Below are 19,838 nucleotides of genomic sequence, written 5' to 3' on the forward strand. Positions count from 1 at the left end.
TCCCGGTGACGTGCCCTCAGGCTGCCGCTGCCGCAATGCCAAGGCCCTTCGCTCCTCTCGCGGAGGCGATCGCCTCAGGGTAGAACCGCTCGATGACGGCCCGGATCGTCTGCATTCGGTGCACCTTCTCCTCGGCCAGAAGCACGGTCTCCCGCTCCAAGTGGCGTCCTGCCGGGTAGAGCTCCGGGCTGTTGCGAATGCCGACCTTGATGTAGACCGGCGCCGCGACGCGGATGATCTCCGGGACGTCGTAGGTGCGCACGAAGCCACCGAAGGAGTCGGGGGCCTCGACGTAGATGTCGATCGGGATGTCGACGACCTTGCGGATAGCGGCGAGCTGGGGAAGGGTCAGCGCCGTCGGCACATTCAGCGAGTCTACGCCCAGCTCGACGGCCTCCTGGGCCGAGACCGGGTTGGCTCCGAGACCCGCGAGCGCCGACGACTTGATGACCAGGTCGCCCGGGATAATGCCCCGCGTCCGCGCCTCGTTGAGGATCCGGATTGCGCCCCGGTCGGCGATCGTGAGGCCGCGGACGCCGAGGCTTAGGCCGCGCGCGACGTCGTCGAGCAGGTGGACGAGGCGGTCCGCACCCTCGGACTGGTGGGCAAGGTTGTACCCGGCGACGGTGCTCGCAGTCGGGGACGGCGACCAGGTGCCGCGCGGCCCGGGGAAGGCCGAGAGCTCGACGCCCGCGCCACGGGTGGCGTTGAGCATCCGCTCGAGCTCCTCGTCAGTGCTCATCTGCAGGCCCGAGCCCTGGCTGAGCCGGTGTACGTCGAGGCCGCGGCGCGACGCCTCCTCGAGTGCGGCGTCGATGGCCGCGGGACCCTCGATGCTGGCGAGCTCGAAGCGGTACTGCGCGCCATCCGGGAAGCGCTTGGTGCTGCTGGGCAGGTCGTAGGCGTCGCCCCGGGGGTAGCCGAGGTCGGAGAGCAGGGATCGGGCGTTAAACATGGATTCCTCGCGAGGTGGAGAGGGTGGGTACGGGGGTCACGGTGTTGACGGAGTGGAGCGGACGCCCGGTCTCGTAGAAGGCCACGAGATTCTCGGCGACGGTGCGCCGGAGCTCGTCGTAGGCCTCCTCGGAGTAGAAGGCCGCGTGCGGGGTCAGGACCGTGTTCGGCGCGGAGAACATCGGGTCCTCCACAGTCGGCGGCTCGGACGCGAGTACGTCGAGACCTGCGACGACGCGGCCGTCGGCGAGCGCATTGCGCAGGGCCGGCTCATCGATGACGGCGCCACGGCTGGCGTTGACCAGGAGCAACCCCGGCCGGGCCTGGGCGAGTACCGCGGCGTTGACCATCCCGCGGGTCGCCTCCGTGAGCGGGACGTGGATGGAGAGCACGTCGGCGTGTGCGACCAGATCGACGACGTCGCCGGCCCGCTCGACACCGGCCTGCACGAACGCCGCGTCCGGGAGGACAGGGTCGCAGGCGCGGACCCGGTAGCCCAGCGCAGCCGCGTAGCCGGCGAGCTTGCGGGCGATCCGTCCCAGGCCGAGCAGACCGAGGGTCCTGCCGCTGATCCGGTGCAGAGGACGACCGAGGTCGTAGGTCCAGGTGCCGCCGCGATAGAACCGGTCGTACTCGGTGATCCCGCGCTCCAGGCCGAGGATGAGGGCGAGCGAGTGCATCGCCACCTCTTCGGTGCAGTAGTCCGGCGCGTTCGCGACCCAGATCCCCCGATCGGTGGCCCGGTCGGAGTCGATCCGGTTGGTGCCGATGCCGTAGTGGGAGATGATCCGGGCCCGCTCCATCCGGTCGATCCGCGGCGCGTCGAGGACGGCGTACTGGTTGCAGACCGCGTCGGCCAGGGCCAGCTCGCGCTCCAGGAACTCCGGGCTCTCGTCGGTCGCGTCGACGACGGTGGCGCCGATCCGGGCGAGCACCTCACGCTCGATGGCGAGGTCGGGGTGCTTGCGGTCGGTGAAGAGGACGCGGAAGTCACCATGCCGGGCCGCCTCGCGCTGGTCGGAGTACTCCACGATGTGCCCGTCCTCGATCCGGACCCCGTAGTCGGCCCAGGCGCTCTCGAGGGAGACGCGGCGGTCGGCGACGTCCATCAGCACCATCTCGGCGGGCCGCAGCAGCGGGTCGCCGTACCCGCCGGAGCCGGGGGTGTCGACGGTGATCAGGTCGCCCTCCTCCAGCAGGAAGCCGGTGATCTTCTGGTAGAGCGGCGACTCCTCGCCGGATCGGGTCAGCGCCTTGCGGCCCGGGGTGCCACTGCCGCCGCCGAAGAGCCCCTGCGGGCGGTGCTCCTCGCCGTCGGAGCGCAGAGTGAGGCTCTGTTCGGGCGCGGTGATCCGGTACGAGCGCCGGAACGCGAGGCCGCCGCGGAACTGTCCGGCGCCGCCGGAGTCGGGCAGCAGCGAGTACTCGCCGAACTCGAGCGGGTACTCAAGCTCGGCCGCCTCGACCGGCACGTTCATCACGTTGCCGACATAGTCGTCGACCGCGTCGAGACCGTCCTTGTTGGGGCGCGCGCCGATCGGGCCGCCGAGCAAGTCGAAGTAGACGCCGTAGCGGCAGGTGTGCGGGTTCACGCCGGAGATCGACATCGCCGTGGTGTGGGCGTTCGACTGCGCCGGGATCCGGCCCGGCAGCGCCTTGGCCATCGCCGAGAGCAGCACGTCGGCGGTGCGCATCACCGTGTAGTGGCGGGCGCCGCAGGGGGCCGGGAACTCCGGGTTCACGACGGAGCCCTTGGGCGTCTTGATCTTGACCGGACGGAAGGCGCCCTCATTCTGCGGGATGTCAGGGTCGGTGACGCACTTGGTGATCAGGTACGCCGCCGCGCCGATCGCCGCCGGCACCGCGTTGAACGGCCCGCGGCACTGGGGCGAGGAGCCCTCGAAGTCGTAGACCATGTCGCTGCCCTCGACGATGACGGTGCAGCGGATCCAGACCTTCTTCTCGCGGTCGACGCCGTCCTCGTCGAGGAAGCCCTCGGCGAAGTAGCGGCCGTCCGGAATCTCCTCGATGCAGCTGCGCAGCCGGCGCTCGGTGTAGTCGAGCCGGTCCTGCGCGACCTGGAGGACCGTGCCGACGCCGTGCCGGGCGCACAGCTCCTCGAGCCGTCGTACACCGGTCTTGTTGGCGGCCAGCTGGGCGCGCAGGTCGCCGAGCAGCCGGTCGGGCTGGCGGGTGTTGGTGCGCAGCAGGTCCTCGAGCGTCTCGTTGATCGCGCCGTCACGGTAGAAGAGCGTCGGCGATAGGCGCACGCCCTCCTGGTAGATGTCGGTGACGTCGTTGCCGATCGAGCCGGGGGCGCGGCCGCCGACGTCGAGGTGGTGGGCGACGGTCACCGAGAACGCGATCGCGACACCGTCGACGAACACCGGGCTGAACAGCGCGACGTCGGGCAGGTGACTGCCGCCGGCATACGGGTCGTTGAAGATGATCGCGTCGCCCGGTTGCAGCTTCTCCAGCGGGAACTTCGTCGCCAGCGTCTCGCGCAGCGCACCGCCGGCGAAGCCCAGGTGGGCCGGGATCGACTCCGACTGGGCGATCAGCTGGCCGGTCGCGTCGTACAGGGCGGCCGAGCAGTCGGCGGCCTCGCGGATGACCACGGAGTACGCCGAGCGCTGCAGCGTCGCCATCATCTCCTCGGCGATGGAGACCAGCGATGCGTGGACGACCTCCGTCGTCACAAGGTCAGGCGTCGACACGGGACAGTCCTTCCACATTGATGTCGATGATGAGATTTCCGAAGCCGTCGGCCACGAGGCGGTCGCCGGCGAGCAGGAGGATCGAGGTGTCCTCCGCCTCGACCAGGGCCGGGCCCTCGATGACGTTGCCACCGCGCAGCGCCTCGCGCCTCCACACATCGGCCTTGCCCGGGCCGTCCGGCAGGACAACGGGACGCGCGCCGAGGTAGGCGTCGCGGTCGGGCTCGGACCCGCCCGCGACCTCGCTGAGGTCGAGGCTGGTGCCAGGGGCGACGGCCGTGACGCGGAGGTTCACGAACTCGACCGGCTCACCCTCGGCGCTGTGGCCGTAGGCGCGGGCATGCTCCTGATGGAACGCCTTGGCGGCGGCCCGGATCGAGGCGCCGTCGACCTCGCCGGCCGGGAAGGGCACGGTGAGCTCGTAGGCCTGGCCCTCGTAGCGCATGTCGGCGCGCCGGATCATGTCGCGCCCGTCGCGCGGCACGCCCTGGCGGTCGAGGTCCGCGTGACCGTCGGCCTCGAGGTCGCCGTACGCACGGCCGAGGTCGGCTGGGTCGGCGTCGGCGGAGGTGACGCGCAGGGTGGTCGTGTAGTCGTGCCGGATGTCGGCGACCAAGCAGCCGAGCGCGGACAGCGCCGACGAGCCGAGCGGGACCAGGACGCGGGGCACCCGCAGCTCGCGAGCCATCGCGGCCGCGTGCAGCGGACCGGCGCCGCCGAAGGCCATCAGCACGAAGTCGCGGGGGTCGTAGCCGCGCTGGAGCGAGACCAGCCGGACCGCGTTCATCATGTTGGCCTCGGCGATCCGGACGATGCCGGCCGCCGTCTCCTCGACGCTGAGACCGGCCTCGGCGGCGAGCGCCGCGACGGCCTCCTCGGCCGCGGCCGCGTCGAGCTGCATCCGGCCGCCGAGGAAGGTGGCCGGCTCGATCCGGCCGAGCACCAGGTTGGCGTCGGTGACGGTGGCCAGGGTGCCGCCGCGGCCGTAGCAGGCTGGGCCCGGGTCGGCGCCGGCGCTGGCCGGTCCGACGCGCAGCGCGCCGCCAGAGTCGACCCAGCCGATCGAGCCGCCGCCGGCGCCGACGGTGTGCATGTCGACCATCTGGGTGCGCAGCGGACGGCCGTCGATGTCACCCTCGGTGGTCATCCGGGGCTCACCGTCGAGGATCACGGCGACGTCGCACGACGTACCGCCCATATCCATGGTGATCACGTTCGAGATGCCGGCCAGGCCGGCGGTGAACGCGCTGCCGATGACGCCACCGCTGGGGCCGGAGAGCGCACTGTTGACCGGTCGCTCGGCGACGAGCTCGGGTGTCGCAACGCCGCCGTTGGACTGCATCACCAGGAAGCCGGGGTTGTCCTCGCGGGCGGCAAGACCGACCCGGACGTCGGTCATGTAGCGCGCCACACGGGGCATCGCGTAGGCGTTGGCGACCGTCGTGCTGGAGCGCTCGAACTCGCGGAACTCCGGGTTGACGTCGCACGAGAGCGAGACGTGCAGGTCGGGGCTCACCGAATGGATCAGCTCGGCAGCGCGGCGCTCGTGCACCGGGTTGACGTAGGAGTGCAAGAAGATGACGGCGATCGACTCGATGCCCTCCTCGACCGCACGGCGGGCCAGCGTGAGCACGGCTTCCTCGTCGAGCCTGGTGACGACGTCGCCGTTGGCCGAGACGCGCTCGGCGACCTCCCAGCGCCAGCGCCCGGGCACCAGCACCTCGGGCTTGTCCTGGAACAGGTCGTACAGCTTCTGGCGCTTCTGGCGGCCGATCTCCAAGACGTCGCGGAAGCCCTCGGTGGTGATCAGCGCCGTGGGCGCGCCATTGCGCTCCAGCAGCAGGTTGGTCACGACCGTGGTGCCGTGGACGATGGACTCGACGTCGCTCAGCCTTGCGCCGGCCAGCTCCAGGATGCTGTCGATTCCGTCGAGCAGGCCGATGGACGGGTTGCTCGGCGTGGACGGCACTTTCGTGATCTTGAGGGTCCCGTTGGAGGTGTCGAGGAGGACGATGTCGGTGAAGGTCCCGCCGACGTCAATTCCGATCTTCGCGGTTTTCACTTGGTCTCCGACTTCATTGGGGTGCGGTTAGGCAAAAGTGAGATACGGGTGTTGCTCGGGAAGTAGCCCACCGATTCCAGGGCGGCCTGCACGCGAATTCCGTGCTCGATTCCGGGAAGCGTGTCGACCGGTCCTCCGCGGACCGCCTCGATGAATTTGGCGATCATCTGCACCAGCCGTGGCCGGAGGTCGTCACCCGGAGTTCCGGGGCCGCTCGCGGCACCCGAGTGAAGGATCTCGAATTCCTCGGGTCGCCGGTGGACGCCCGCAATTCCCGTCGCCTCGTCCATGACGAGCGTGCCGGTCGTCCCGACGATGGCCAGCTCGCTGGCGAACGCACCATGCGTGGGCGCCAGCGTGATCGAAAAGCCCGCGCCGCCCGACTCCGAGCCGATGACGGTGAAGGCGTCGTCGGCGCAGCTCGGCGTGCCCTCCCGCTCACTGATGCTGGACCATCGCATGCCGCCGGTCTCCCATGCGAGCGGGGCAAGCCAGAACAGACTGTCGAGCAGGTGCGAGCCGATCGCGCGGGCGATGCCGCCGCCGCGCGCCTCCTCCCATAGCCAGCCGTGCGGCAGCGCCGCCAGCCGGTCGTACGACGGGTAGCGCACGGTCCAGACGAGGCTGCGCAGCTCGCCGATCGCCCCTTCCGCGACGGCGCCACGCACGGCCTGCCGGATCGCGGAAAAGCGGAACTCGAAGTCGACGGCGAAGACGGCGTCGCTCGCCACCACTGCACGCGCGATCCGCATGCCGTCGTCGAGATGGCCGGCCAGCGGTTTCTCGCACAGCACATGAACGCCGCCCTCGAGGGCGGCGATGGCGGGGTCGGCGTGGGCGTCGGGCTGGGACGCGATCACCAGGATGTCGGGCCGTACCTCGTCCAGCATCAGCCGCCAGTCGTCGTACCCCTCGACGCCGGGCAGGTCCGCGGAGACCTGCTGGCCTCGGCCTGGGCGGGCCGAGCAGATGGCGACCACGCTGGCGTCGCCGGTCGCCGCCCAGGCCTGCACGTGGTGCGACAGGCCGAAGCCGGTGCCGACGACAGCCACCCGGAGGGGCGCCGCAGCGGGGGCGGGGGTTTCAACGGGCACTGTGTCCTCCATCCACGACGAGTGACGTGCCGTGCACGAAGGATGACGAGTCGGAGCCGAGGAAGTAGATCGCCTCGGCGATCTCAGCGGGCTCGCCGGCCCGGCCGAGCAGGCCGTAGGTCGTGCGCAGCTCAGGCTTCTGGTCCAGCGTCTCCAGGCCCATCGCGGTCGCGGTCAGGCCGGGGCAGATCGCGTTGATCCGAATGCCTTGCGCGCCGTGGTCGATCGCGATGCCCCGGACCAGGCCCATCAGCGCGGACTTGGTCATCGTGTAGGCGACATTCGAGCCGAAGCCGATGAAGGCGCCGACCGACGCGGTCACGACGACGGTGGCGCCGCCGTCGGCGATCATCGTCGGCAGGAAGGCCCGGCAGGTGTGGGTGACCCCGTCGACGTTGACGGCGAACAGCCGCGCGTAGTCCTCGCGCGACGTCTGGAGCAGCGTGCCGGCGATGTTGATGCCTGCGTTCGCGACGAGCGTGCTCACGGCACCGAACTCGGAACGCACCCAATGAGCGGCCTCCGACACTGCGGAAATGTCGGTGATATCGACCTCGAAGAATCCAGAGAATGCATCGTCGCCCGGATTCTTGATATCCCATCCGATGACCCGACAACCGCGATCTGCAAATGCTCGACCCGTTGCTCGGCCGATTCCTCCGGCCGCTCCGGTGATCACTACGAGACGTTGCATTTTCACCCCTCTCTCAACATCGTCAAACCTAGGGCGGCGAGCACTAAGGCGTCCTCAGACAAAGGCAAGAAACCCCGCGCCGAGAGGTTCTGGACTTTGTCTGAAGACCCATCCGGGGACTCTGCCTAGCGTTGGGAGAGCCCAGGCACGGACGCGCGCGCAAGAGGAGGTGCAGGCCGTGGGACGCAACAGCATCCCGCTCACCGAGACTCGGCCGACGCGTCTCTCCGGAGCCCCTCGTGTCACGGCGAGGGTCGCCACGCTGCGGCCGGAGAGCCGGCATGCGAGCGAGGGCGAGGTGCTCGTGGCCGCGGAGGTGGAGCACCTCCGCCGCGGGCTCGACGGTCCGCCGTCGGAGCTGGTCCAGTACGCGCAGGGCTTCTTGCGCACCGGCCGCCGCGAGGTCCGCTTCCTGTGGCGCGCGGACGGCGGCTGGCTGGCCGTCGCGATCGAGCGTCACTGGCCGACCACGCGCACGGGCGGCGAGGCAGTGCTGTGCTGGACGCCGACCGCGCTGCCCGGCGGAGTGACGTCACGGGAGATCGACATCCTCACGCTGCTCGCCCTCGGACTCACTAACCTCCAGGTCGCCGAGCGTCTCGGCACCAGCAGCCGTACCGTCTCCTCCCAGGTGGAGCGGCTGCTCCTGAAGCTCGAGCAGACCAGTCGTGGCGGACTCGCTGCGCTCGCCGTGGACGCGGGGCTCCTGCGACTGCCGATCCCCGGCGGCGCCACCGGCCTCACGTCGATAGGGCCCGTCGAGGTCGAGCAGCGCTCGTCCCATCCTGCATGCTCGGATCCGGCCGCGCGAACGTTCACGCTGCCCGTCGCGGTGAGCTTCCCAGGGCGCGGTCCGTTCCGCGTGGGCATCGTCGTGACGTCGTGCGGGCTCCCGGGACGCGACGCCGTCGCCGCCGTCCGCGACGCCGCCCTCGCGGTCGCGGAGCTCAACGCCGCCGGCGGGATCGCCGGTCGCCGGATCGAGGACATCGCGGTCGACGTCGACCTCCTCGACCCGGACTCGGTCCGTGAGGGTGTCGCCCTCCTCGTCGAGCAGCGCGTCGACGCGATCATCGTCGGACGCCCTGCCGAGCCCGTCGACGCTCTCGATGGGCTCGCTGCGTTCGGCCGCGAGCAGCTGGCGTCGTACGGACGGCCGGTCCTCGATGCCTCGGACGCCTCATGGACGGCGTACGACTGCGTCCGGCAACTCGCCATCGCCTGGGCCGCCGCTGGGACCCGCGATCCCCACCGGGTGGCGCAGCACCTACGGCATGAGACGGACCTGCGCACCCCGCAGCGGGCACGGTCGGTGCAGTCCGCCTGACAGCCAGCACCTGACCGCTCCCGCCGGAGGGCTCCCGCTGATCGCAGCGGGAGCCGTTCAGCGCCCGTTGACGAACGTGCCGCTCGTAGCCCGCCCCTTGCCTGAGACGGGGCGGAGCCCCGTCGCGATGCGCGAGGGGGCGCCGTCGGGTCTGGCCAAACCCGTCGGCAGGGCTCAGTTGCCACCGAGCAGCGCGTAGACCTCCGGCCGACGCCGCTTGATCGAGTGCGCGAAGAGATACCCGACCATGAACAACGCATACAGACCACCAATGAGGGCGACGCCGACGGTCTGGCTGACCGGCAGCATGGTGGTGATGTTCGTCAGGCCCAGGTAGAGCACGATGCTCAGTCCGGCGAGCGCGAGCACTGGCGCGACGATCCGGCGACCCACGCCGTACTTCTCGGCCATCGCCCCACGGTTGAGGTAGACGAGCACGGCCACATTCGTCAGCACGAAGAGGAAGAACAGCGCGTAGGAGAAGATGCCGGCGAGCTGGGCATAGAACAGGTTCGGGTCGACTCCCACGACCGCCGCGATGACAACGCCGACCAAGAGCGCAGCGCCGGTCGCGACCGAGGCGCGGTGCGGCGAGTGATGAACCGGGTGCGCCGTTCCGAGCGAGTGCGGCAGAACGCCCTCGGCAGCCAGCCGGAACACGTAGCGTGAGAGCACGTTGTAGAGCGCGAGCGACGCGGCGATGACACTCGTATTGAGCAGCACCGAGGTGACGTCGACCGTGGCGACGCCGGCGAACTCCCGCATCGTGCCCAGCACCGAGCCGCTCGGGTCCGCCGCTGTGGCGGCCTGCGCCCTGCCCTCGCCCAGCGCCTGCGTGGTGACCCACGTGGTGAGCGCGTAGAACAGGCCGATCCCGCCGATGAAGAGGTACGTCGCACGTGGGATGGAGCGGTCCGGGTCCTTCACCTCGTGGCGGAACACGACGGTGGCCTCGAAGCCGCCGTACATCATCGCCGCGAACAGCAGCGCCACACCGAGCGACCCGGAGAAAGCGACGTCGGGGTGGACGAAGCTCGCGCTGAGGCCGTGCGCGCCGCCCTTGATGACCACGGCCGCGTCGTAGACCGCGACGACGATGAACTCGCCGACGAGCAGGATCGAGAGCACTTTGGCGGAGACATCGATTCGGAAGTAGCCGAGCACACCGCAGAAGAGAAGCAGCGGGACCGCGTACATCCACCACGGCTCGTGCGGCCACCCGAACCGGTCGGCGAGGCCGTTGACGGAGAGGCCGAAGAAGGAGAAGTTCGACACCGAGATCACGTAGTAGCCCGCGATGGCGACGAAGGCCGCTCCCATGCCGGCCCGTCGACCGAGGCCGGCGGCGACGAACGAGTAGAACCCGCCGGGCTGCTCGACGCCGGTGGCCATCGCGACGAAGCCGAGGGCGAACAGCATCAGCACGATGCCGCCGAGGATGAAGGCCATCGGAGCGCCGACGCCGTTCCCGTAGCCGATCACGATCGGCTGGTAGGCGATGGCTCCGATGAGCGGACCGTTGTAGGCCAGCAGCGTGAAGAGCAGATGCGGGACGCCGAGGCTGCCATGCAGACGCCCGTCGGAGGGTTGTTCGTTCGCGTCGGCCGATTCCTGAGGGAGCGAAGCAGAGTCGATGGTCATGGGGGCTCCTCAGATCGGGCGGACGACGAGCTCGCGCAGCGCGCCCGGCGTGAGCACCTCGCACCCATCATCGGTCACGGTCACGGTCTCGCTGAAGCCGACGCCGTCGCGACCGCCGGTGAAGATGCAGATCGGCAGGTGGAAGGTCATCCCCGTCTTGAGCTCGCGCTCCGCGCCCAGGGCGATGTAGGTCGGCGACTCGGTCCAGGTCGGCTGCATGCCGAGACCGACGGAGTACCCGTACACCTCGTGCCACCAGATCTCGTCCCACACAGGCGCCAGACCCTTCTGGACCGCCTGCGCGACATCGTCGCCGGTGCGGCCTGGAGCGATGTTCTCGAGGAGCAGTTGCAGGGTCTCGAGGCTGGCGTCCGCGAGACGGCGGAGCAACGGCGACGGCTCACCGAGGACGGCCGTTCGCTGGGTCGGTGCGTTGTAGCGGTTGAACGTGCCGGTGTACTCCAGGAAGACCGCATCGCCGCTGCCCAGCACGGTCCGCTTGAACGGCATGTGCGGCCCGAGGCCTGCCCGGTGACCGGCCATGCACATGCCGTCGATGGACAGCAGCTCGCTGCCCGCGGCGATCATCGCGCTGTAACCGGCGGCCACGATCTCATTGTCGGTGACCCCGGCACGGATGGCTTCGAAGGACTCCGCGATGCCCAGCGCCGTCAGCTTGCCCGCCTGTCGCATGTAGTCGAGCTCAGCGGGCGTCTTGATGACCCGCTCGTCGAGGACGAGCTCGGTGGTGTCGACGAACGTTGCCCGCGGCAGCCGCTGCCGGAGGGTGAGGAAGCTGCGGACGTCGTACGCGCCGATCGCGAAGGTGTCGGAGTAGCCCATCTCGATGCCGATGGTCTTGCCGTCATACCCGCGCTCGAGCAGGACGTCGGCGAGCTGGTCGGCCGTCGTCGTGTCGTTCTGGGTGTCGTAGACGCAGATGTCCTCGACGATCGAGTTGTACATGACGCACGGCACCTCGAGCTCGGCCGTGTGCGCGGCCGGGCGGCCCTCGATCGGGAGCAGGCCCACGCCGTAGCACGACGGCATGGTGCTGTCATAGCCGGTGAGGTAGGTCCAGCTCGACGTGTTCGAGACGACCAGCAGGTCGATGTCGCGAACGCGCATCCGGTCCCGGACCGCCGCGATCCGGCGCTCGTACTCGGCGACCGGGAAGGGGAGCTCCGGCGTGATGTCGGCGTGCTGCAACCGCTCTTCGTACTTCATCTTCGGATTCCTTTGCGAAAGTCAGGTGCCTGTCGTCGGCTGCTGAAACGCTAGGGACGGGGTGTGACCCGGGTCATCAGCCAAACGCAAGAACCTGCACGAACGGCACTTGTGCCAACGTCAGAAATCCCCGGGCCGCGCCCGGAGAGGCTCAGCGCAGGATGAGCTCGCGGCGATCGCCGGTCGTGAGCAGGTCGCAGCCGGTCTCGGTGACGACGATGCTCTCGCTAAAGCCCACACCCTCGCCGCCGGGCACCCAGGGGTTGACCGCCAGGTGGAAGGTCATCCCAGGTTGGAGGACGCGCTCGCCACCGATCTCGATGTAGACCGCGTTCTCCGTCCACGACGGCTGAAAGCCCATGCCGATGGAGTAGCCATAGCCACCGTGGAAGAAGGCATCGGGGACCTTCTTCCAGACCGGCGCGGCGAGCTGTGCGACGTCATCGCCGGTGCGACCGGGCCGGATCTCGGCGAGCAGGATGTCGATCACCTCGAGGTTCGCCTCGGTCAGCGCCTGCACCTGTGCTGAGGGCCTGCCGATCACGGCCGTGCGCATGATCGGCGCGTTGTATCGCCAGACCGCGCCCGACATCTCCAGGAAGACGGGGTCACCTGCCTTGAGCACGTTGTTGCGGTACGGCAGGTGCGGCATCAAGCCGGTCCGCTCGCCGGTCGCCACGATCGGGTCGATGGACATCACGTTGCTGCCTGCGCGGGTCGCGACGGCGTACGCCGTGGCTGCGACCTCGTTCTCGCTCACCCCCTCGGCAGCGACGTCGAGCGCGGCAAGGGTCGCCAGGGTGCTGATCCTTCCCGCGGCCCGCATCAGGGCAAGCTCGGCCTCCGACTTCACCAGCCGGAGCTCGAGGACGGCATCGGCCACGTCGACGATCTCCAAGCCGGGCAGCGCGCCGCGCAGCTCCTGGTATGTCGCCACGTCGACGCCGCTCGGACCGAAGTTGTCAGGGCTCGACAGCTCCATCCCGATCCGCGCCGACCCCAGACCACGCGATTCCAGGAGGCGGCCCAGTGCGCCGGCGGCGCTGCTGACATCGGTCCACGGGAAGACGACGAGCTCCTCGACCACGCTGTGCCGCAGGATCGTGCCGACCTCGGGATCGGCGCACTGGATGACCAGGTCTCCGTCTGCCGTGATGAGCGCGGCCAGGTAGGTCGGCGGCATGCAGGTGTCGGCCCCCGTCAGGTAGCCGATCGTAGGCGTCGTCGTCAGGAGCAGCGCATCCAGGCCCAGGTCGCCGGCGACCGCGATGGCGCGCGCGATCCGCTCCTGGAACTCCTCACGCGCGAAGGCCAGCTCCTTCTCGACGCCCCGCTCGCGCAACGTGCTGTAGACGTAGGACTCGTACTCGTTGGACATGCGAAGGCCTTCCTATCTGGATCCATTGATACTGCGCACGCCAGCGGTCGGGAAGAGCACCCTGAGCTGCCCGGTCGCCGCCGCCGACTCGTGCGCGACGTCGCGCACCATCAGTAGGTGCTCCGTTCCGATCACTCGGACCTCGTGCATCCAGTAGAAGCCGTGGTAGGAGCTGCTCACCGGTTCGACCGGCAAGCTGCGGCGGTCCTCAACACCGGGTGGGACCAGACGGAGGTCCTCCGGCCTGAAGACGCACTGCAGCTCCTCGCCACCGCTCGCGCCGGGGCGATCGAGTCCGAAGGTGATCCCCTCCCACGAGGCCTCGCGCTGACCGGGCTCATTGCGCACGCGGCACGTCAGGATGTTGATATCACCGACGAAGCGAGCAGCGAAGTCGTTGTGCGGCCGGCGGTACAGCTCATGCGGTGGGCCGAGCTGGACGATGCTGCCCTTGTCCATCAAGGCGATCCGTGTCGAGAGCGACATCGCCTCCTCCTGGTCGTGCGTGACGTAGAGGAAGGTCGTGCCGGTCTCGGCGTGGATGCGCGCCAGTTGCTTCTGCAGATCGCCGCGCACCGCTCTGTCGAGCGCGCTCAGCGGCTCGTCGAGAAGGAGAACCGTGGGGCTCGGCGCGAGCGCCCTCGCCAGCGCCACCCGTTGCGCCTGGCCACCGCTGATCTCGCTCGGCAAGCGCTGACCGAACCCCGAGAGGCTGACCAGGTTGAGCATCTCCGCGACACGCGCGCCGATCTCCCTCTTTCCCCAGCCCTGTCTGCGCAGGCCGTAGCCGACGTTGTCAGCGATCGAGAGATGCGGAAAGAGGGCGTACCGCTGGAAGACCATGTTCGTCGGTCGGCGCTCAGGCGGCAGATCGGTGACGTCCCGGCCGCTGACCAGGATGCGGCCGGCGTCAGGACGCGTGAACCCAGCAATCATCCGCAGAAGGGTGGACTTCCCGCAGCCGCTCGGTCCCAGGAGCGACAGGAACTCGCCCTCCGCGACCGTCAGGTCCAGCGACTCGATGGCGTGAAAGGCCCCAAAGGACTTCTTGACGTCTCGGATCTCGATGGCCGGCGTCACGTCCGCCGACCGGCTGACGTCAGGCATATTCGCTCTCCAGGTTCTCCAAGGTGGTCGTCCTCAGGTCGGACTCAGGCGACTCGGCCGGCGCGTCGGACTCCGCACTCGTCGCTGGCCGCCGGCCTGACCGCTGGACCAAGAGCCACCCGCAGATGCCGACGAGCAGCATCAGCGAGAGGATCGTCAAGGCGACCACGTTGATCGTCGGGTCGATCGTGCGCCGCATCTTCCCCCACACGAGGATCGGCAGCGTCGGGGTCGAGCCGACGACGAAGTTGGTCACCGCGAACTCCTCGACGGAGAGCGCGAACGCGATCATCGCGGTGCCGGTCAGGGGACGCCACACGACGGGCAGACGGATGTGGGTGAACGCCTGGAACGCCGTGGCGCCCAGATCCCGCGCTGCCTCCTCGGTTAGCACGTCGAACCGCTCGAACGCGGAGTCGAGCACCACCCAGCAGACCGGCGCTGTCAGCAGCACGTGGGCAACGAGCACGAGCGACAGCGAGAGGCGGACCCCGACGTCGCCCGCGCTGATCAGCATGGAGAAGCCGATGAAGACCGGCGGCGTCACCAGCGGCAGCATCGCCAAGGCTCGGAGGAGCCCCTTGTGCGCCATCGCCCGACTCGTAGCCAGTGCCGCGAGCAGGCCGATCGCGGTGGCGAGCACCGCAGTCCCGACCGCCACCTTCACGCTGGCCCACAGGGCGGTCCGGAACTGCGCGTCGCCGAAGACGGCCGTCACCCAGTGCAGGCTCGGGCCGGTGAAGGGCAGGCTCGTGCTCGCCGACCCCTGGAACGCGAACAAGGCGACCACCACAATGGGCGCGAGCAGGTAGACGATCATCAGCGCTATCGGCACCCAGCCGAGCACCGCGCGGATGGGCCTCACGACGCAACCGTCCTCGACAACAGACCCGCGGCCCTTGCGAAGAGTCCGAGAATCGCGATGGCAAGACCGAAGAGGATCATCGAGACGAACGCGGTCGCGGCGCCTGCGCCGGCGTCGCCGCCGCTGACGAGGGCCGTGTAGATCAGCTCGCCGACCATCTGCGTGTGTGCGCCACCGACCAGTTGAGGGATGACGTAGTCGGCTGCGCTGAGCAGGAAGATCAAGACGAACGCCCGGAAGATCGCGCCGCCGGCCAACGGGACCACCACCCCGCGATAGGCATCAAACGCAGACGCACCGAGATCGCGTGCGGCCTCGACCTCGTCGTCGCCGACGTTCGCGAGGCCCGCCGAGATCATCAGCGTCGCGTAGGGCAGGTAGATCGAACCGAGCGCCAAGAAGACCGCGAGTGGCGAGAAGAGCAGCCCTTGCACCGGCGCATGCGTCATCCCGCTCCTGATGAGCACCGCGTTGATGACCCCCGAGTCCCCGAGCAGGGTCCGCCATGCGTAGATCCTGACGAGGTAGCCGCCCACCAAAGCGACCAGCAGCACTGCGAAGACGAGTTGCGCCGATTGTGGACGCGTGAACCTCATGAAGTGGGCCAGCCAGAAGCCCAGGCCCACCGACATGAGGGCAGTGGTACCCCCGATCGTCAACGAGGTCGCCCACGCGGCCCAGAAGGTCGGATCCTGCACGACATGTGTCCAGTTCTCGAGGGTGAAGCCCTGCTGGATCTCGTAGATGCTGCTGGCGTGGAACGACTTCCACAGACCGACCACCGACGGCGCAACGAGCACCGCGGTCACCAGCGCCGCCAACGGCAGCACGAGGACCCACCGTCCCGCTCTCCTCGAAGCACTCCCCCACTTGCGCATGGGACTCTCTCTTTCCGGATCGGCGGGCACTAGGCCTTGGCCGCCTCCCAGACGTCGAGCCAGTCCTGCCGGCTGACGTATCCGGCCTCCGGCACCAGTGGAGCAGCGGAGACGAAGGCGAGCCTGTCCTCGAGGAGCTGGTCGAGATCGCCGTAGTCGAACGTCAGGTGCTTCTCGTTGCCCAGCAGCGTCGCGGCGTCGTTGACGACCACACCCGACGCCAGATCCCGTGAGACGTACCGCTGCATGTCGTCGGAAAGGAACTCGTTGATGAACGCGGCTGCCGTGCCCTTGTTCGGCGCACTCCGCGGAATCGCGTGGGCGTCGACGACCCCCACCGACTTCTCGCGCGGATAGGCCGAGGCCACCTTCGCGCCCGCGCCCGCCGCGAACACCTCCAGCGCACTCCACCCGCTGAAGGTCGCGTAGACCTCGCCCGAGGCGAGCTGCTGCACCATGTCGCCGTAGCTGGGCGTGATGGTGCGTGCCTGGGCGACCATCCGCTTGAGGAAGGACCCGATCTCGTCGAGCTGGTCGCGGGTCAGCTTCGAGGGGTCCTCGTGTCCGAGCGCCAGCGAGGCTGTTGCGACGTTCGCGAGCGCATCGTCGATCATCGTGATGCGGTCGCGGTAGGCCGGCTTGAGGAGGTCACTCCAGCTCTCGATCGGGTCCGCCTTGTCCGGACGGTAGTTGCTGGGCGTCGCTGCCCAGACGAACGGGATGCCGCTGAGCGTCCCGTCGGGCTGGCGGAAGAGGTCAGCGAAGAACGGTCGGATCCTCTTACCGTTCGGGAACCAGTCGAGGTCCAGGAAGAGCGGGATGCGCATGTCGACGTAGCTGTCGCCCTCGAGGAGTGCCAGCTCGACGACGTCGACGGTGCCGCCGCCCGCGCCCTTGAGCTTGGTCGTCGCCTCCTGCTGGGAGTTGATCGACTGGAAGCGTCGGTCGACATGATTCGTTGCCAGCCATGGCTTGATGGCGTCGCCGCCCTCGTAGCCCTGGTAGGTGACGACCACCAGCGTGCCGCCGACCTTGCCCAGATCGGCGATCGAGGCGATGTGCCTGCTCGACTGACCGGCAGAGGCTGATCCGCCGCCACATCCGGCGAGCATGCCACCGGCAGCGGCGGCGACACCCACCCCGGCGACACCCTTCAGGAACTGCAGGCGGGTGATCCCAGCGGCCGCGGCGGGCTCGCGAGAGATGAGGGACGAGTACGTGGTGGGTGGCTTGTGACGATGCACGGCTGGCTCCTGTCCTGCTGAAGACGAGATGTGAGTGCCCCGAGGCTTGGTGGGATCTCAGAGGCGCGCAGAGGCCTCGCTGAGCACGGAGCGAAGGATCTGCTCGATCTCGTCGAACTGCTCCTGGCTGCAGATGAGCGGCGGCGCCACCTGGACGACCGGGTCTCCACGGCCGTCGGCGCGGCAGTGGAGGCCTGCTTCCAGCAGACGGCGGGACACGAAGTCGAGCATCTGAAGCTCGGTCTCGTCGTCCGCGAAGCGCGCCCTGCCCTCCTTCTCCGGCACTAGCTCGATGCCGTAGAAGTAGCCCGCGCCTCGGACGTCGCCGACGATCGGCAGGTCAAGCAGCTTCTCGAGCGTTCCACGGAAGGCGTCCTCGTTGACCCGCACGTGCTCGTTGAGGCCCTCCCTCTCGAAGATGTCCAGGTTAGCGATCGCGATCGCGGTGGAGACCGGGTGCCCACCGAAGGTGTAGCCGTGCAGGAAGGTGTTGGCGCCGCGACCGAAGGGCTCGAAGACCTTCTCGTTCACGATGGTGGCGCCCAGCGGCGCATAGCCCGAGGTGATGCCCTTGGCACAGGTGATCAGATCCGGCTCGTAGCCGTAGCGCTCGGCTCCGAACATGTAGCCAAGCCGCCCGAACGCGCAGATCACCTCGTCGCTGATCATCAGCACGTCGTACTCGTCGCAGATCTCTCGCACGCGCTCGAAGTAGCCCGGCGGCGGCGGGAAGCAGCCACCCGAGTTCTGCACCGGCTCGAGGATGACCGCGGCGACCGTGTCGGCGCCCTCGTCTTCGATGGCGACGGCGATCTGGTCGGCGGCCCAACGACCGAACGCCAACGGATCGTCCTGGTGGATCGGGGCACGGAAGAAGTTGGTGTTGGGGACCCGGAATGTGCTCGGCACCAGGGGCTCGAACGGAGCCTTGATGCCGGGTAGGCCCGTGATCGAGAGGGCGCCATGCCCGGTGCCGTGGTAGGCGATCGAGCGCGAGATGATCTTGTGCTTCGTCGGCCGGCCGGTCAGCTTGTAGTACTGCTTGGCGAGCTTCCAGGCCGACTCGACCGCCTCGCCGCCTCCGGTGGTGAAGAACACCCGGTTCAGGTCGCCCGGCGCGTAGCTGGCGATGCGCTCGGCGAGCTCGATGGCGCTCGGGTGCGCGAACGACCAGATCGGCATGTAGCCCAGCTGCTGGGTCTGCCGCGCCGCAGCCTCGGCGATCTCCGGACGCCCATGGCCGATCTGGTTGGCATAGAGTCCGGCGAGCGCATCGAGGTAGCGCTTGCCAGTGGCATCCCACACGTAGGCGCCCTCACCGCGCACGATGATCGGGACGTCCTTGTCGTCGAACGCGGACATCCTGGTGAAGTGCATCCACAGGTGGTCGCGGGCGGCGGCCTGCATGGCGGTGTGGTCGAAGGATGACTCGCTGCCGATCGCTCTGTTCTGACTCATGACTGCCATGCCCTGCCTCCTCAGTGTCGAGACCTGCCCTGACGCGTTCTCGGTCGCGTTCAGAAGGAGATAGGACCACCGCCGGGGCGAGGCGCACATGCGTCATTTGACGGACATGGCGGAAGTCGGGCTGTTCACCAGCGAGTCGCTCGCCGGTGCGGCAGCACGTCAGGTCGCCACGATCCGACTCGACGTCCGCTGAGAGGCGGATTGGCAGTCCGGCAGAAGTTCGCGCTTGAGCCTGGACCGCTCGCCGCTTTGAAAGGAGCTTCGGACCGGCATTGGACGCACGGCCGTCGTGTCCAGCGGCGGTCGCGCGCCGGTCCCTGCAGCCCGCGGCGGCAAACAGCTCGGCGGGCGGGACCTAGGCGGTACTCTCAGACCGTGACCTTCGAGCGAATCACCGTCGACCCAGACGTGATGGGCGGACAGCCGACCATCCGCGGTCTACGCATCCCCGTCGCGACCGTGGTCGCCATGGTCGCCGACGGCATGACCACCACCGAGATCGTCGAGGACCTGCCCGACCTGGCCGCCGAAGACGTCGCCGAAGCGCTGCGTTACGCCGCCGAGGCCGTCCGCGAGCGCGTGCTGCCGCTACCCGCGAGCGCATGAGGCTGCTCCTCGATCAGAACCTCTCGGCCAAACTCGCCCCACTCCTGACCGAGGCCGGCCACGATGTCGACCACATCGCCGACCACGGCATGGCCGCGGCCGCAGACCCAGACGTCCTCGCACTGGCCGTCGAGACGGAGCGGATCCTGGTCTCCGCCGACACCGACTTCGGCATGCTGCTGGCGCGTACCCACGCGAGCGCGCCCTCCTTCGTCCTGGTTCGCCGCGTCATCGGCCGTCGCGTACCCGACCTCGCAGCGTTGCTCATCGAGAACCTCCCCACCGTGGCCGAGGACCTCACCGCTGGCGCGATCGTTGTGCTGGGCGAGTCCACCATCCGCATCAAGCAACTGCCGATCGGCTGACCTCGCCACCGCGGACGCCACGCTTTACGCCACGCCCTTCCAGCCGAACACGCAGGAGCCGCCGAGCAAACCAGAGTAACAACACGAGGTCGTCCGCCGAGGTCAAACAGCAAATGAGCGGCCCGCGGGGAAACGCCAGAAGATGCCCGGCGAGAATCAGCGGGTTCGGGGTTCGAGTCCCTGATGGCGTACAGAAAAGGGCCGTTGACCTG

16 protein-coding genes are annotated in these 19,838 nt (G+C 68.9%); 3 read left to right on the top strand and 13 right to left on the bottom strand.

Annotation, left to right across the window (positions count from 1 at the left end):
- Positions 1 to 16 precede the first annotated feature (16 nt).
- The 5 genes from ACYQ1K_RS14780 to ACYQ1K_RS14800 are packed head-to-tail and all read right to left on the bottom strand — an operon-like array spanning position 17 to position 7,521.
- Complete coding sequence (locus ACYQ1K_RS14780) at positions 17 to 955, bottom strand: hypothetical protein (protein WP_459983871.1); 939 nt, start codon at positions 953 to 955, stop codon at positions 17 to 19.
- Complete coding sequence (locus ACYQ1K_RS14785; protein WP_459983872.1) at positions 948 to 3,671, bottom strand: hydantoinase B/oxoprolinase family protein; 2,724 nt, start codon at positions 3,669 to 3,671, stop codon at positions 948 to 950. Before ACYQ1K_RS14785 ends, ACYQ1K_RS14780 begins: the two co-directional genes overlap by 8 nt.
- The gene (locus tag ACYQ1K_RS14790; protein ID WP_459983873.1) at positions 3,658 to 5,733 is read right to left on the bottom strand and encodes a hydantoinase/oxoprolinase family protein; all 2,076 of its coding nucleotides are present in this window, start codon (positions 5,731 to 5,733) and stop codon (positions 3,658 to 3,660) included. Before ACYQ1K_RS14790 ends, ACYQ1K_RS14785 begins: the two co-directional genes overlap by 14 nt.
- Positions 5,730 to 6,827, bottom strand: a complete 1,098-nt coding sequence (locus tag ACYQ1K_RS14795; protein ID WP_459983874.1) for a Gfo/Idh/MocA family protein — start codon at positions 6,825 to 6,827, stop codon at positions 5,730 to 5,732. Before ACYQ1K_RS14795 ends, ACYQ1K_RS14790 begins: the two co-directional genes overlap by 4 nt.
- On the bottom strand, positions 6,817 to 7,521 hold the full coding sequence (locus ACYQ1K_RS14800; protein ID WP_459983875.1) for an SDR family NAD(P)-dependent oxidoreductase: 705 nt from the start codon (positions 7,519 to 7,521) through the stop codon (positions 6,817 to 6,819). The genes ACYQ1K_RS14795 and ACYQ1K_RS14800 overlap by 11 nt, the downstream gene beginning before the upstream one ends.
- A gap of 178 nt (positions 7,522 to 7,699) precedes the next feature.
- Between ACYQ1K_RS14800 and ACYQ1K_RS14805 the strand changes: the two genes are divergently transcribed.
- Positions 7,700 to 8,848, top strand: a complete 1,149-nt coding sequence (locus ACYQ1K_RS14805) for a helix-turn-helix transcriptional regulator (RefSeq protein WP_459983876.1) — start codon at positions 7,700 to 7,702, stop codon at positions 8,846 to 8,848.
- Between the two features lie 174 nt (positions 8,849 to 9,022).
- Here ACYQ1K_RS14805 and ACYQ1K_RS14810 read toward each other — a convergent pair whose 3' ends face one another.
- The 8 genes from ACYQ1K_RS14810 to ACYQ1K_RS14845 form a co-directional block, all read right to left on the bottom strand.
- Positions 9,023 to 10,489, bottom strand: a complete 1,467-nt coding sequence (locus ACYQ1K_RS14810) for an APC family permease (RefSeq protein WP_459983877.1) — start codon at positions 10,487 to 10,489, stop codon at positions 9,023 to 9,025.
- A 9-nt stretch (positions 10,490 to 10,498) separates the two neighbouring features.
- A complete protein-coding gene (locus ACYQ1K_RS14815; protein ID WP_459983878.1) occupies positions 10,499 to 11,716 on the bottom strand; it encodes a M24 family metallopeptidase in 1,218 nt (405 codons plus the stop codon).
- Between the two features lie 151 nt (positions 11,717 to 11,867).
- A complete protein-coding gene (locus ACYQ1K_RS14820) occupies positions 11,868 to 13,094 on the bottom strand; it encodes a M24 family metallopeptidase (protein WP_459983879.1) in 1,227 nt (408 codons plus the stop codon).
- A 12-nt stretch (positions 13,095 to 13,106) separates the two neighbouring features.
- Entirely contained in the window at positions 13,107 to 14,201 is a 1,095-nt protein-coding gene (locus ACYQ1K_RS14825; RefSeq protein WP_459983880.1) for an ABC transporter ATP-binding protein, read from the bottom strand.
- The gene (locus ACYQ1K_RS14830) at positions 14,194 to 15,066 is read right to left on the bottom strand and encodes an ABC transporter permease (RefSeq protein ID WP_459983881.1); all 873 of its coding nucleotides are present in this window, start codon (positions 15,064 to 15,066) and stop codon (positions 14,194 to 14,196) included. The genes ACYQ1K_RS14825 and ACYQ1K_RS14830 overlap by 8 nt, the downstream gene beginning before the upstream one ends.
- On the bottom strand, positions 15,063 to 15,944 hold the full coding sequence (locus ACYQ1K_RS14835; protein ID WP_459983882.1) for an ABC transporter permease: 882 nt from the start codon (positions 15,942 to 15,944) through the stop codon (positions 15,063 to 15,065). Before ACYQ1K_RS14835 ends, ACYQ1K_RS14830 begins: the two co-directional genes overlap by 4 nt.
- Positions 15,945 to 15,973: 29 nt before the next feature.
- Positions 15,974 to 17,188 (bottom strand): ABC transporter substrate-binding protein, encoded by a 1,215-nt coding sequence (locus ACYQ1K_RS14840; RefSeq protein ID WP_459983883.1) that lies wholly within the window; start codon positions 17,186 to 17,188, stop codon positions 15,974 to 15,976.
- Between the two features lie 57 nt (positions 17,189 to 17,245).
- Positions 17,246 to 18,646 (bottom strand): aspartate aminotransferase family protein, encoded by a 1,401-nt coding sequence (locus ACYQ1K_RS14845; RefSeq protein WP_459983974.1) that lies wholly within the window; start codon positions 18,644 to 18,646, stop codon positions 17,246 to 17,248.
- A gap of 384 nt (positions 18,647 to 19,030) precedes the next feature.
- Here ACYQ1K_RS14845 and ACYQ1K_RS14850 point away from each other — a divergent pair, with 384 nt between their 5' ends.
- Together ACYQ1K_RS14850 and ACYQ1K_RS14855 are read left to right on the top strand one after the other, a co-directional pair.
- The gene (locus ACYQ1K_RS14850; RefSeq protein ID WP_459983884.1) at positions 19,031 to 19,261 is read left to right on the top strand and encodes a DUF433 domain-containing protein; all 231 of its coding nucleotides are present in this window, start codon (positions 19,031 to 19,033) and stop codon (positions 19,259 to 19,261) included.
- Entirely contained in the window at positions 19,258 to 19,626 is a 369-nt protein-coding gene (locus tag ACYQ1K_RS14855; protein WP_459983885.1) for a DUF5615 family PIN-like protein, read from the top strand. The genes ACYQ1K_RS14850 and ACYQ1K_RS14855 overlap by 4 nt, the downstream gene beginning before the upstream one ends.
- The last annotated feature ends 212 nt before the right edge of the window (positions 19,627 to 19,838 follow it).

This window comes from Nocardioides sp. AN3 (genome assembly GCF_054653495.1).

Excerpts from the sequence above, each read along its gene's own strand:
- ACYQ1K_RS14780 (WP_459983871.1), bottom strand. The coding sequence starts at position 955 with ATGTTTAACGCCCGATCCCTGCTCTCCGACCTCGGCTACCCCCGGGGC.
- ACYQ1K_RS14800 (WP_459983875.1), bottom strand. The coding sequence starts at position 7,521 with ATGCAACGTCTCGTAGTGATCACCGGAGCGGCCGGAGGAATCGGCCGA.
- ACYQ1K_RS14810 (WP_459983877.1), bottom strand. The coding sequence starts at position 10,489 with ATGACCATCGACTCTGCTTCGCTCCCTCAGGAATCGGCCGACGCGAAC.
- ACYQ1K_RS14815 (WP_459983878.1), bottom strand. The coding sequence starts at position 11,716 with ATGAAGTACGAAGAGCGGTTGCAGCACGCCGACATCACGCCGGAGCTC.
- ACYQ1K_RS14820 (WP_459983879.1), bottom strand. The coding sequence starts at position 13,094 with ATGTCCAACGAGTACGAGTCCTACGTCTACAGCACGTTGCGCGAGCGG.
- ACYQ1K_RS14825 (WP_459983880.1), bottom strand. The coding sequence starts at position 14,201 with ATGCCTGACGTCAGCCGGTCGGCGGACGTGACGCCGGCCATCGAGATC.
- ACYQ1K_RS14835 (WP_459983882.1), bottom strand. The coding sequence starts at position 15,944 with ATGCGCAAGTGGGGGAGTGCTTCGAGGAGAGCGGGACGGTGGGTCCTC.
- ACYQ1K_RS14845 (WP_459983974.1), bottom strand. The coding sequence starts at position 18,646 with ATGAGTCAGAACAGAGCGATCGGCAGCGAGTCATCCTTCGACCACACC.
- ACYQ1K_RS14855 (WP_459983885.1), top strand. The coding sequence starts at position 19,258 with ATGAGGCTGCTCCTCGATCAGAACCTCTCGGCCAAACTCGCCCCACTC.